The 12,870-nt window shown below is 47.7% G+C and carries 10 protein-coding genes; 5 read left to right on the top strand and 5 right to left on the bottom strand.

Annotation, left to right across the window (positions count from 1 at the left end; all coding sequences use genetic code 11):
• Positions 1 to 695: 695 nt before the first annotated feature.
• The 3 genes from V6C93_RS26915 to petB all read right to left on the bottom strand — a co-directional run bounded on the left by V6C93_RS26915 (position 696) and on the right by petB (position 3,356).
• Entirely contained in the window at positions 696 to 1,880 is a 1,185-nt protein-coding gene (locus V6C93_RS26915; RefSeq protein ID WP_333479745.1) for a glycosyltransferase family 4 protein, read from the bottom strand.
• 189 nt (positions 1,881 to 2,069) lie between these two features.
• Positions 2,070 to 2,552, bottom strand: coding sequence for a cytochrome b6-f complex subunit IV (petD, locus tag V6C93_RS26920; protein ID WP_333479746.1), 483 nt, complete (start codon positions 2,550 to 2,552; stop codon positions 2,070 to 2,072).
• A gap of 135 nt (positions 2,553 to 2,687) precedes the next feature.
• Complete coding sequence (gene petB / locus V6C93_RS26925) at positions 2,688 to 3,356, bottom strand: cytochrome b6 (RefSeq protein ID WP_333479747.1); 669 nt, start codon at positions 3,354 to 3,356, stop codon at positions 2,688 to 2,690.
• A 333-nt stretch (positions 3,357 to 3,689) separates the two neighbouring features.
• On the opposite strand from petB, the gene ctpA reads away from it, so the two are divergent.
• On the top strand, positions 3,690 to 4,931 hold the full coding sequence (gene ctpA, locus V6C93_RS26930) for a carboxyl-terminal processing protease CtpA (protein ID WP_333479748.1): 1,242 nt from the start codon (positions 3,690 to 3,692) through the stop codon (positions 4,929 to 4,931).
• 244 nt (positions 4,932 to 5,175) lie between these two features.
• On the opposite strand, the gene V6C93_RS26935 is transcribed toward ctpA, so the two are convergent.
• Positions 5,176 to 5,871, bottom strand: a complete 696-nt coding sequence (locus tag V6C93_RS26935) for an MBL fold metallo-hydrolase (protein ID WP_349262856.1) — start codon at positions 5,869 to 5,871, stop codon at positions 5,176 to 5,178.
• A gap of 118 nt (positions 5,872 to 5,989) precedes the next feature.
• Between V6C93_RS26935 and V6C93_RS26940 the strand changes: the two genes are divergently transcribed.
• The 3 genes from V6C93_RS26940 (at position 5,990) to trmFO (ending at position 9,892) form a co-directional block, all read left to right on the top strand.
• Positions 5,990 to 7,492: a site-2 protease family protein gene (locus V6C93_RS26940; protein WP_333479750.1), complete on the top strand. Its 1,503-nt coding sequence runs from the start codon at positions 5,990 to 5,992 to the stop codon at positions 7,490 to 7,492.
• A 407-nt stretch (positions 7,493 to 7,899) separates the two neighbouring features.
• Entirely contained in the window at positions 7,900 to 8,400 is a 501-nt protein-coding gene (locus tag V6C93_RS26945; protein ID WP_333479751.1) for an FHA domain-containing protein, read from the top strand.
• Between the two features lie 112 nt (positions 8,401 to 8,512).
• Positions 8,513 to 9,892: an FADH(2)-oxidizing methylenetetrahydrofolate--tRNA-(uracil(54)-C(5))-methyltransferase TrmFO gene (trmFO, locus tag V6C93_RS26950; protein WP_333479752.1), complete on the top strand. Its 1,380-nt coding sequence runs from the start codon at positions 8,513 to 8,515 to the stop codon at positions 9,890 to 9,892.
• Positions 9,893 to 10,050: 158 nt separating this feature from the next.
• Here trmFO and upp read toward each other — a convergent pair whose 3' ends face one another.
• Complete coding sequence (gene upp, locus V6C93_RS26955; protein ID WP_333479753.1) at positions 10,051 to 10,701, bottom strand: uracil phosphoribosyltransferase; 651 nt, start codon at positions 10,699 to 10,701, stop codon at positions 10,051 to 10,053.
• 395 nt (positions 10,702 to 11,096) lie between these two features.
• Here upp and crtH point away from each other — a divergent pair, with 395 nt between their 5' ends.
• Entirely contained in the window at positions 11,097 to 12,650 is a 1,554-nt protein-coding gene (gene crtH, locus V6C93_RS26960) for a carotenoid isomerase (protein ID WP_333479754.1), read from the top strand.
• Positions 12,651 to 12,870: the final 220 nt, after the last annotated feature.

The following is a 12,870-nucleotide window of genomic DNA, read 5'->3' on the forward strand; positions in this document are numbered from 1 at the left end:
CTGAGTAGTAGATCGGCGTTTCAAACGGGACGAAACTGTCCGGTGTTGTGTTATAAATATATTTCAATATATCTTGTTCCTGAGAAATATTCGCCAGGAATTCTCTGATTTCTGTCTCTAGATTCATGCTTATCTCCTTGGCAATCACTGCTCTCACGCTAATTGATTTTTGATGGAAACGTCAAGAGATGGAAAGAAAATAAGATTTAAGCATAAAGACGAATTAATGAATAAAAAACACGTTTAATTTTGTCGAAAAAAATTAATATTCGATGTAGTTAAGTGAATAAGCTGTATAAAATTTCCTGGATTTTCAGGATATTTCTCTATCCTTAATATCTTCAAAATTCGCACTCTATAAAGGAATCGCTAAAAATAAATATTTTTGCAGTGAATAGCTACAAACCTTTTGAGAAAATTGAGCAATTGTGATTACTTTTAAATTGAAAATAGTCGTAGATAAAATATAGCCCTATGCCATTGATTTTATAATAAAAAATCAGGGGATGCTTCTTATAAATATGAAGATATTGTGTAGTATCCTGTAAAGGATGTATACAGTTTTACAAAATTTTAAAAAGCTGACTTTATGGAGACCTTTTCTCTATCAAGCCGTGAAAAAAGCTTGTTTAATTCTCCTAATATTCTTCCTTTGATTTTTAACTATCGCCCCTTAAACCAAACTTCCCAATTATCTACTGAGGTTTAGTAGTTTGTATGGGTGCTGAAGTCGGAGAAATCTTAGCCGAATTGAGCAACGTATTTAACTGCTCCGTGAGGATAGCTGTATTAAATCGAGCAAGGCACTGTTCGCGCAACCACTGTCCGTTACAGCGTTGATCTTCTCCTTTAAGAATTTCAATACATGCTGTAGCAACGGCTTCTGGGTCTCGGTGTGGAACTTGCCAACCAAGCTGTCCATCCTGTAGGGGGTCTGCCGAACCATCCGCATTACCGGCAAGCACGGGTTTACCGCAAGCCATTGCCTCTAGATAAACAATGCCAAAGCCTTCTTGAGAGGGCATGATGTAAGCATCAGCAAGACGGTAATGTTCAACCAGGTCACTGGTTGGGACGAAACCGGCAAAGACAACACGATCGCCAACACCTAAATCTTGAGCTAGCTGTTCTAGTCTGGGTCGATCATCACCTCGACCAATGACGAGATATTTAACATCGGGGAAAACTGTGGCGATCGCAGGAAGTGCCCGAATTGTCACATCAACTCCCTTGTACAAATCGGTAGGCCAGAGTCGGGCAACGGTCATCAGCACTTTAGAACCAGCCAGACCATACCGGGCGATTAATCCGGGTGGTTTGGAACTAGGGGCAAAAACGTCCCCATCCACCACACAAGGTAAAATCTCAACCTTGTGGGGATTCAGGTCATTGGCAGTACAAAGGCGATCGCGACTGTAGCGGCTAATCGTCCAAATTCCTGTTGCAGCAACTAAAGCCTGACGTTCGCGATCGGGTAATCGATACCAAACCTCTTTTCCATAAGTCAAAACCGTGTAGGGAACTCCCCAACGCTGACATAATAGCTGAGTTAGCGGTGCCAGATTGATATGACCACAGAAAACGTGGCTGGGACGGCGTAACCACAAACTGTTCCAAAGTCCTATAGTCAGCCGCAACCGTCCTAGCAGAGGATTCTTAGTTTTTAGGTAATGAAATTTAAGAGTTTGATGAGTGAAAGGATTGTGGCATTTTGGGTCATCCCTGAGCAAAAAAACTTCAGCGCTCATTTGCCGAGCGAGCTGACGTGATACTGACTCATAAGCCTGCAAAACATCTTTTACGTAGGACTGAATGCCCCCTTCGCTATCAAAAACATCTAGAAAAATAAATATATGGTCAGCTTTGCCTTTGCCGTCCATTCTCTGAGCGAATTTGGATTGACTTTTGAAGCTTCTATTTGAATGTTAGATCTGGCTGGCAATCGACATACCACTTCTTCCATTCTGGTGTTGGCGTAGACCAAAAAAAATTGACACCTGGTAGTGTCTTTGGGTGGTACATGAGCACCGCTAAGACACCCGCAGGCGTCAAGACCAAAAATTCAAGTCTTAAAATAGACCCAGGGTGAGAGACTTATCGATTGGCATAGCTGCACCAATACCCAGCCAGATGGTAACAAGGGTGCCAAATAAGAACACCGCTGTCGCCACGGGGCGGCGGAAGGGATTTTGGAACTTGTTAACGTTTTCGATAAATGGAACTAGGATGAGACCTAAAGGAATCCCAGCCATTAAAGATATTCCCAGCAGTTTGTTAGGAACAGTACGTAGGATTTGGAAAACTGGAAACAGGTACCATTCCGGAAGAATTTCTAAGGGCGTAGCAAAGGGGTTCGCTGGTTCACCCACCATAGCGGGGTCAAGAACAGCCAAACCAATGCACAGGGCAATGCTTCCCATAATGACTACGGGAAAGGTATAGAGGAGGTCATTGGGCCAAGCGGGTTCGCCATAGTAGTTATGACCCATCCCTTTGGCTAGTTTTTCGCGCAGCTTTGGATCGTTGAGATCCGGCTTTTTAAGTGTTGCCATCTTTAGACTTTTCTCCTTATCTATTGCAGATCGGCAGTCAGAAAGTACTTAGCCTCTAGCTTGATTCTAATTGTCTTTTAGAAATGAGCCAGAACCTATGACATTCAGCTAATCGCTAACTGCCAACAGTTCGCTTTACAACGGACCCGAAATGCCCTGTTTGCGAATCATGATGAAGTGTAGCAGCATGAAAACCGCAATCAGCCAAGGCAGGACAAAGGTATGTGCGCTGTAGTAGCGAGTCAGAGTCCCTTGCCCAACACTTGCGCCGCCGCGAAGCAGTTCGACGAGTAAAGGACCAACAAAGGGAATTGCGTCGGGAACACCAGAAACGATCTTGACAGCCCAGTAACCGACTTGGTCCCAAGGCAGCGAGTAACCGGTAACGCCGAAGGAAACAGTAATCACCGCCAGAATCACGCCCGTTACCCAGGTGAGTTCGCGAGGCTTTTTAAAACCACCCGTGAGGTAGACACGGAAGACGTGCAGAATCATCATCAGCACCATCATGCTGGCAGACCAGCGGTGGACGGAGCGGATCAGCCAGCCGAAGTTTACTTCAGTCATTAAATACTGCACAGAGGCAAATGCCTCGGTGACAGTCGGTCTATAGTAAAAGGTCATTGCAAATCCAGTGGCAAACTGGATGATGAAGCAAGTGAGGGTAATCCCACCAAGGCAGTAAAAGATATTAACGTGGGGAGGTACATATTTGGAGGTAACGTCTTCAGCTAGGGCTTGGATTTCTAGACGCTCCTCAAACCACTGATAGGCTTTCGAGTCGGTTATTTGCTTAGAGAACATGAAGCCAGAATTCGTAAAAGGATGTTGTGGGATGACAAATCCCTCTTATCATTCGTACACAAAGTTATGTGTACTTTCTTAATCCTACCACTGAGTCCCTCCTTTGGGGTCTGGCAGTCGCTCCCTTAGAGTAGAGGATATGAATTCTGGGGGTAGATTTTTGTAGCAGAGCTTGCTATAGGTAAGTCTTGCTAGAGTGTACCTCTCCAGGGTTTGTTATTGTGCAGGCCGTAGAGACTTGGGGAAAAAAGTGTATTTCGAGCCATCCGATTCTCTAAGGCTCTGCCACACTAGGAAGTTAAAGAATCAAAGCCTAAAGTTAAATTGTTGGTCATGCGCAAACGAGCTTTTTGGGTCGGAGTCTTACTGCTGTTCCAAATCATTTTTTCATTGACCTGGTGGACACAACCAGCCTTGGCTTTTACAGAAGAGCAAAAGCTCTTCTCGCAAGCGTGGCGCATCGTTAGTCAATCCTATATCGATGACACGTTTAACCACCAGAACTGGTGGCAGTTGCGGGAGAGGACATTACAAAAGCATTTGGATAACCGGGATGCAACCTATTCAGCCATTCAGAAGATGTTGGAGAGTCTGGAAGACCCCTTCACACGCTTTTTAAGCCCGAATCAATATCGGAGTTTACAGGTGAATACTTCCGGAGAGCTCTCGGGTGTGGGATTACAGATTGCTCTCGATGCTGAGACTGGGGAGTTGGAAGTGATCACACCCATCGCAGGTTCTCCGGCAGAACAGGCGGGAATCCAACCCCGCGATCGCATCCTGGAAATTGATGGCATACTGAGTTCAAAACTAACGCTGGATGAAGCCGCCTCGCGGATGCGTGGAACGATAGGGACGAAGGTTACCCTGAAAATTCAAGGTAAGGAAGGAGAGCCAAAGTCGATTGAGCTGGTACGCGATCGCATCGCTCTCAACCCCGTCTATGCGGTACTCGACTCCAGCCAAAACAGTACTCCTATTGGTTACATTCGCCTAACCCAGTTCAGTGCCAATGCTCCAGCTGAATTAGCCGATGCGATCGCTCGATTAGAGGAGCAAGGTGCACAGGGTTATGTTCTCGATCTGCGGAATAATCCTGGAGGTTTACTACAAGCCGGTATCGAAATTGCCCGCTTCTGGTTAGATAAAGGTACCGTTGTTTATACCGTTAATCGACAAGGAACGCTGGGTAGCTTTGAAGCCTATGGCCCTGCGCTCACAGAAGACCCATTGATTGTGTTAGTCAATCAGGGGACTGCCAGTGCCAGTGAGATTCTCGCTGGAGCGTTGCAGGACAATGGTAGGGCTAAGCTAGTCGGGGAAAAAACCTTTGGCAAAGGCTTAATCCAATCCTTATTTGACCTAACGGATGGCTCAGGATTAGCTGTGACTGTTGCCAAGTACGAGACACCCAAGCACCGGGATATCCATAAATTGGGAATCCAGCCAGATGTAGAGGTATCTTTAGAACCAATTACTCTTAGTCAGGTGGGAACGGCGGCAGACGAGCAATATCAAGCCGCCATCAAGTTGTTGACCACTCAATCCGTGCTTGCCGAGGCCGTCAAAAGTTAAGGTATCTATGTGCTTTTCCCTAGGGGTAGCGCCCCTGTGCCTGCCCCTAACTTATGAAGTGCCGATAGTAGACCTGTTTTGAAAGTCTCCTTTCATCCTGGAGTGTGAGCAGATGCTCATGAATGTCTCTTGCAAAAGTTGATTTTCGCCCCCCCAACCCCCCAATTTTGGGGAGAATACATTCAAAGTCCCCCAGACTTGGGGGATTTAGGGGGCATTTCAGGATTTATGCAAGAGGTCTAGTTTACAACAACGGTTGAGAGGTGAGCAAAGCCTCTAGATTAAGCTGAACCAACCGATGATACGCCTGATTGATCGCGCCTTTACCTCGCAAGGTACCTGTATTGGAACCGGGACAGATATAATTCAACGTTTCGGGGGTAAAGCGTTCGATGAGAGACTTGACACAGTGAATCTGTCTGCGCCAGTGAAAAGTTTTTGAGGTATACAGAGGGACAGGTTCTCCTTGTTGGTTAGGCAACAAATGACGCCCAGAAAAGAGAACGCCACCAAAACGGCTATCGTACACACAAGAAGAACCCGGAGAGTGACCGGGCGTCCAAATGGCTGAACAGTTGGGGCTGAGGGTCAACTCGTACTGAAATGATGTTACGTTAAGTCCTGGTAGTAAGTAGGCTTCTTGCTCCTGAATCAGGATGTTGCAGCCCATCGCTTCCTGAATGTCCCTCGCTTTGCCAATCCCGCCTCTGTGGGTCAAAAAGAGTAACGATACTCCCCCTTTGTCCCGTAAAAATTGCTCATTGGTTTCATTCCAGGCGGGACAATCGATCAGGAGGTTGCCTGTATTTTCTAGAATAAGATAGGCTGTGCCACCCAAAGTATCTCGATTGGGCGCAAATGCAAAAATCGTATCAAGGACAGGACGTGGTGGTTTGAGTGCAGCAGGAAGTCGGTTAGATGGTGAGCTGTGAGGAGGAATAAAGTTGCCCTGTTGTGGGGAATCGGGTTGCACAATACTTGTATGCCTTTAGTTGTTAACAAACGGTGTTGACCTTCTTTTAAGATCGTTTTTTCACACCAATTGTGATTTTTACATCATGGAACTCTGGTTGCTCCTAATTCTACTGAGTCTGGGTTTTTTCACCTACTTCACGATCCAGCGTAGTGTTGCTAACATAACCCGGACTCCAGTATGGCTATTGTGGCTGGTGCTAATGACACCCGTCCTGATTTGGAGTGCCTGGATGCTAGTCTATGGAAAGAATACACCACCACCGCTAGCTTTGACGGTTGGCCCATTTGTCCTTTGCCCACTGCTGTACTGGTTACTTATTCAGTGGGGACGCCCGGTTCCTAAGCCACCGATGAATCAGGAGGTTGATAATCAACCTCAAATGTCACTCACCCAACAGATGCTTCCCCCTAACAGCGAGACGCCGACGCTACGCCCCATTACTAAACAAGAAGAAACTGAACTCAGAAATTGTTTCCCTTGGGGAGTTTACTATCTTCAGAATGTGGAGTATAGACCTCAAGCTGTTCTGTGTCGTGGAAAGCTACGCACTAACCCGGAGTCAGCCTACCAAACAGTGCGGGAAAATATAGAGGCAGAATTTGGCGATCGCTTTTTTGTGATCTTTCAAGAAAGCTTCAACGGCAAGCCGTTTTTTGCTCTGGTTCCGAATCCTCAATCTCAGCCAAAAGTAGGGCAAGAGAAGGAGACTGAACCAGTGACTCGCCCATTGTTTGCCTTGGGGTTAGTGTTGATTACATTGCTGACGACTACCGTGATTGGGGCTGAGATTGCCGGGGTTACAGCCGAACAGTCGCAAGCTGATCCAACGGTTTTACTTCGAGGACTGCCTTATGCTGTAGCTCTGATGGCGATCTTAAGTATCCATGAGCTGGGTCATTACATCGCGGCAAGGTTCTACAAAGTTCGCGCAACGTTGCCTTATTTTATCCCTGTGCCCTTTTTTTTGGGGACGCTTGGGGCCTTTATTCAGATGCGATCGCCTGTGCCCCATCGTAAAGCCTTATTTGATATTGGGATTGCAGGGCCTTTAGCTGGCTTTCTCGTGACGGTACCCTTGCTGATTTGGGGACTCGCGCACTCGGCGGTCGTTCCTGTGTCTGATGCCTCAGGATTATTAAATTTCCAATCCCTTAATCCCCGATTTTCCTTGTTGTTGACTGTCCTGAGTAAGTGGGCATTAGGCAGCCAATTGACGGCGAAAATGGCAATCCATCTTCATCCGGTAGCAGTAGCCGGCTACATCGGTTTGGTTGTAACGGCTTTTAATTTAATGCCTGTAGGTCAACTGGATGGAGGCCATATTGTCCATGCCATGTTTGGACAGAGAACTGGTATTGCGATCGGTCAGGTTGTCCGACTCTTAGTGTTGGTCAGAGCCATGCTTGAACCTGATTTATTAGTCTGGGCAATTATCCTGTTACTCCTGCCGGTGGCGGATGAACCAGCGCTTAACGATGTCTCAGAACTTGACAATTGGCGCGATGTTGCAGGATTGCTCGCTTTGGTAATTTTAGCGAGTATTGTGTTACCACCTGGTACGATAACTGAACTATTAAACATGTAAGAGGTAAAGGGTTGCTCGGTGTTTGGGTGTGAAGATTGTTAGTTAGAGCTTAAGAAAAACCTGAGAGCTAGTAAGTACAAGCCATTCAGGCATGGTCATGTCCCAATCACATGACTCTATAGTTAAACTGGATAACAACGATTCTGGGGTGTTCAGCTTTTGCGGATTGATAAACCCTTGGCAAATAGTCCTTTGAAGGGAAATGATTGATGTGAAAAGCATACTAAACGTTATCCACAATCATTATGACCCTATTCATCCAAGTCGGAACGCTCAGTTCCTACTGGTTAAAACTTTTGGTTTAAACCAGCCAACTCATTAAATGTCCCGTATTACATTACCTCAAAGTTACTAACACTGAGTTTACATTTCTTTTCCAATCCTCATAAAGCCAAGGATATCCGAAAATGCCTGAAGCTAAAGCCTCTAAATCTCAGTCATCCTCACTCAATCGCCCTCCCATCGGTTTCAGCAAAGAAACGTCCGTACCTTCAGAACCGCAGGAGGGTCACTGGTTAATCGTACAAGATGATAAAGACCGCCGAGAATTTCCCCTAGGTGGGGAAGTTTATTCCATCGGCAGAGCACCAAACTGTGATATTCGTTTGCATTCACTCTTTGTTTCTCGCCGACATGCTACGTTGGTGCGACGCCAGCGCGAAGATGGTAACTACTATTACCGAATTGTAGATGGCGACCTCAAAGGTCAGTTGAGTTCTAACGGAATTTTGATTAATGGTCGCAAAGTCCCAGCCCACGACCTCGAACATGAGGATGAGGTCATGTTTGACCCTAGAGTGACGGCGAAATATTATCGGCTCAGGCGAGAAACAGGAAAGTCTGGTCCGATTGATCCGTTGGATGTTACTCTAATCGACCCCGCCATGATTGAAGAATCAGAAGATTAGCTGTTTTGGGAGTGCAATGGCACCAAAGGTGAAGCTAAAGGCAGCAGTCGGCTTGTGATGATAGGTTGTTGCTGCCTTGAGAACACGGCATTGTGGAGGATATAAGGAAAGGATGGAGAACGTGATTCATGTGATCGGCGGTGGGTTAGCTGGTACGGAAGCGGCGTGGCAAATTGCCAAGGCTGGTGTGCCAGTGGTGCTGCACGAGATGCGACCCCAGAGGAAAAGCCCTGCCCATCACACCGGAGAATTGGCGGAACTGGTGTGCAGTAATTCCTTTGGTGCCCAGTCGAGCGATCGCGCTTCCGGTTTATTACACGAAGAACTTCGTCGCCTTGGTTCAATTATTATCCGCAAAGCCGATGAACATGCTGTCCCGGCGGGTGGAGCACTCGCGGTAGATCGAGCCGTCTTTAGCGGTGAATTAACCGAAACACTGGCAAGCCATCCTCTGATTGAGTTGTGTCGGGAAGAAGTGCAGCAGATTCCCCCTGAGGGCGTGGTAGTGCTGACGAGTGGCCCCCTGACGACGCCTGCCTTGGCGGAAGACCTGCAACGCTTCACAGGTATGGAATACTTCAGCTTTTTTGATGCGGCATCCCCCATTGTAGTCGGGGACTCGATCAACCGTGATATTGCTTTTATGGCCTCGCGCTACGATAAAGGCGAAGCCGCTTACCTGAACTGTCCAATGAACAAAGAGCAGTATCTCCACTTCTGGCAGGAACTTTGTGCAGCTGAAAAGGCGGAATTGAAAGATTTTGAGCAAGAAACGGCAAAATTCTTTGAAGCCTGCCTGCCGATTGAGGAGATGGCACGCAGAGGGGAGGATACGATGCGCTATGGCCCTCTGAAGCCAGTGGGACTCTTCGATCCTCGTACCAAAAGCCAAACAGAAGAAGACTTAATCCAAAATTCAGAATCCAAAATCCCAAATCGCGATCGCTCCTATGCGGTGGTGCAGCTGCGCCAAGAAGATAAGGCGGGTCAGCTGTGGAATATGGTGGGATTTCAAACCAATTTGCGCTGGGGTGAGCAGAAACGAGTATTTCGCCTGATTCCTGGGTTGGAGAATGCCGAGTTTGTGCGGATGGGCGTCATGCACCGCAACACGTTTCTGAATGCGCCTGAGTTATTGCATCCGACGCTGCAATTTAAGAAGCGATCAACGTTACTGGCAGCAGGGCAACTAGTGGGTACAGAAGGCTACACCGCCGCAACGGCTGGGGGTTGGTTAGCGGGGACGAATGCAGCGCGGTTGGTGTTGGGATTGGAACCCGTCATACTTCCGGCTGTGACGATGATGGGTGCGTTGTTTGAGTTTATTAGTTCAGCCTCGCCGAAACATTTCCAACCGATGCCACCAAATTTTGGTATTTTGCCTCCGTTGTCGGTGCGAATCAAGAATAAGCAGGAGCGATATGGGGTGTATCGCGATCGCGCTTTGGCTGACCTTGATAACTGGACTAGGGGAATTACATCTGCGGCATAGATCTGGCCTCTCCCAGCAAGGGCTCTACCTGAAGTAACAGCCGACTCCCTAGGTTGAATGTCACTGACATAGCATAGGTTCGTAGTCAGCACTGAAGTGCTGGAGGCGCTCGCATTGCTTACTACAAACTTTTGTATCAGTGACATTTCGACCTAGCTTTAAGTGCCAAAACTGCGATCGCCTGCATCCCCTAATCCGGGCACAATATACCCCTGACTGTTCACCGTTTCGTCAATCATCGCCGTATAAATCGTTAAGCTCGGATAACTTGCACTAAGCTTTTGCAGGGCGGGTGGGGCAGCCACTACACTAATAATCCGCGTTAAAGCCGGATCGGCACCTCGCTTAACCAGTTCTGCCATTGCCACCATGATCGACCCGCCGGTTGCCAGCATCGGATCTGTGATTAGGACATGGGTGTTGGGTTTAAACTGATTGGGCAGTTTATTCAAGTAGCAGCTAGCTTCTAGCGTTTCCTCATTCCGCACGAGCCCAAGATGGTAAATGGACGCCAACGGCAGCAACGTCTGGGCCCCTTCCAATAACGCTAATCCCGCCCGGAGAATGGGCACAACGACCAAGGGAACTTCTGGATTGACCATCGTTGCAGGGCAGGGAGCCAGAGGCGACTGTATCATAATTTCCTCAGTGGGCAACCAGTCTCGAATGGCTTCGTAGGTCAACCATCGCCCCAACTCGGTCATCGCGCTTTTAAACAAGGGTGAAGGTGTTGAAGCATCACGGGCAACACCTAACCAGTGCTTAATCAGAGGATGGGGTGGTACATACACACGCAGTTGGATAGACATAAGCGGCTGGGGATGGATGGAGAGGACAGCTTGATTCCTGAACAATCATATCCTGAGGAACGGTTCACAATCTGGGATACTCCCAGCTAGAGGGATACAGGGGATTTCCTGGAGTACCCCTTGAGTGAGCCAAAAGCTAAGGCAAAGAATACGAAGAGAAGGTCTTCCCTTCTAATTGAGAATTATTTTTATTAGTATTGACATAGATTTTCAACAAAGCTATATTAATTTTCAGTGTTCTCCTCTCATTAAGGATCGGCAGGTGGGGCCGGGAAGCAGTAGCGGACTGGTCTCCACTTTATTTCTTTAAAGATTTCTTTGAGCAACAGTATCAGCCTCCCAGCTAGAAGCGTTAAACTCAGATTCGTTACGTAAATTTATATACTGCGATTTCAATGTCTGCTGTTTCCCAAACTCCCTTACCCTCCCATCAATCTCATTCAGCCTCAGAGACATCGGTATTTGATGTCATTGTTATTGGTTCTGGCATTGGGGGGCTGGTGACTGCCACGCAACTGGCGGCAAAAGGAGCGAAGGTACTGGTACTGGAACGCTACCTCATTCCCGGTGGGAGTTCGGGTTACTTTGAGCGCGAAGGCTACCACTTTGATGTTGGAGCATCGATGATTTTTGGCTTTGGCACGAAAGGGACGACAAATCTCCTCACCAGAGCGCTTGATGCAGTCAATGTCAGTTTAGAAACGATTCCCGACCCCGTGCAGATTCAGTATCATTTGCCTGGGGGATTAGATCTAAAAGTTCATCAAGATTATGAGAAATTTTTGCAAGAACTGACCGCCTACTTTCCCCATGAGCGAGAGGGAATTCGCAAATTTTACGACGAATGCTGGAAGGTTTTTAACTGCCTCAACGCGATGGAGTTGCTGTCTTTGGAAGAACCCCGATATCTAACGCGGGTATTTTTCCAGCATCCTCTCGCTTGCCTCGGTTTGGTGAAGTACTTGCCCCAAAATGCGGGGGATATCGCCCGTCGGTACATCAAAGACCCTCAGTTATTACAGTTTATTGATATGGAGTGCTACTGCTGGTCAGTGGTGCCTGCGGATAAAACACCGATGATTAATGCGGGGATGGTATTCTCTGACCGACATTATGGTGGGATTAACTACCCCAAAGGGGGAGTGGGGCAAATCGCTCTCAAACTGGTGGAGGGATTGGAACAAGCGGGAGGGCAGATTCAGTACAAAGCCAGGGTAACGAAAATTCTGACAGAAAAGGGGAAAGCGATCGCAGTTCAACTGGCTGATGGGAAAATCTACCGAGCCAAACGGATTGTTTCTAATGCGACACGTTGGGATACGTTTGACAAGTTATTGCCCCCGGAAGAGATGCCAGTGGCGGAGAAAAAATGGCGTCAGCGATATCAGAAGTCACCCAGTTTCTTGAGTTTGCACTTAGGTGTCGAGGCGAACGTCTTGCCACCGGGTACAGAGTGTCACCACATTTTGCTGGAAGATTGGCAGAAGATGGAGGAGGCAGAGGGGACGATTTTTGTATCGATTCCCACCCTGCTTGACCCAGATTTAGCCCCGAAAGGTTATCACATTATCCATACCTTTACACCCAGTTGGATAGATGATTGGCAGGAACTTTCACCTACTGAGTATGAGGAGAAGAAGGAAGAAGCCGCAGGACGGGTGATTGAGCGACTCGAAAAGATTTTTCCAGGTTTAGATGCGGGGCTAGACTACATGGAAGTCGGGACGGCTCGAAGCCATCGACGGTTTTTGGGGCGTGAGGATGGGACGTATGGACCGATTCCCACACGCAAGTTAATGGGGTTGTTGGGAATGCCGTTTAATCGGACTTCAATCCCAGGACTGTATTGTGTCGGGGATAGTACGTTTCCTGGACAGGGGTTAAATGCAGTGGCGTTTTCCGGGTTTGCCTGTGCCCATCGGATAGCTGTGGATTTAGGCTATAGCTGAATGGCACTGACTTAAGTTACTTGGTTAATTTTGTAGTTGGGTTGAGGTCACGTAAGCGCAAGTCTTCGGGCAGGATAACCCAACACACGTTTGAGGCGGTGGCGATTGACCAGCGAAAGAAAGCGGCGTGGGCCGTCGTCGGTGGCCTCGGACTCGATATGGTCGCTCAGGGCGGGACGGTTTTCGATAAACCACTGCATGCGCCGCTTGAACCCGGGCA

Origin of the sequence: Allocoleopsis sp. (assembly GCF_036703385.1) — a bacterium.
Classification (GTDB): Bacteria; Cyanobacteriota; Cyanobacteriia; order Cyanobacteriales; family Coleofasciculaceae; genus Allocoleopsis.

Excerpts from the sequence above, each read along its gene's own strand:
- V6C93_RS26945 (WP_333479751.1), top strand. The coding sequence starts at position 7,900 with ATGCCTGAAGCTAAAGCCTCTAAATCTCAGTCATCCTCACTCAATCGC.
- V6C93_RS26915 (WP_333479745.1), bottom strand. The coding sequence starts at position 1,880 with ATGGACGGCAAAGGCAAAGCTGACCATATATTTATTTTTCTAGATGTT.
- petD (WP_333479746.1), bottom strand. The coding sequence starts at position 2,552 with ATGGCAACACTTAAAAAGCCGGATCTCAACGATCCAAAGCTGCGCGAA.
- upp (WP_333479753.1), bottom strand. The coding sequence starts at position 10,701 with ATGTCTATCCAACTGCGTGTGTATGTACCACCCCATCCTCTGATTAAG.
- crtH (WP_333479754.1), top strand. The coding sequence starts at position 11,097 with ATGTCTGCTGTTTCCCAAACTCCCTTACCCTCCCATCAATCTCATTCA.
- ctpA (WP_333479748.1), top strand. The coding sequence starts at position 3,690 with ATGCGCAAACGAGCTTTTTGGGTCGGAGTCTTACTGCTGTTCCAAATC.
- V6C93_RS26940 (WP_333479750.1), top strand. The coding sequence starts at position 5,990 with ATGGAACTCTGGTTGCTCCTAATTCTACTGAGTCTGGGTTTTTTCACC.
- trmFO (WP_333479752.1), top strand. The coding sequence starts at position 8,513 with ATGGAGAACGTGATTCATGTGATCGGCGGTGGGTTAGCTGGTACGGAA.
- petB (WP_333479747.1), bottom strand. The coding sequence starts at position 3,356 with ATGTTCTCTAAGCAAATAACCGACTCGAAAGCCTATCAGTGGTTTGAG.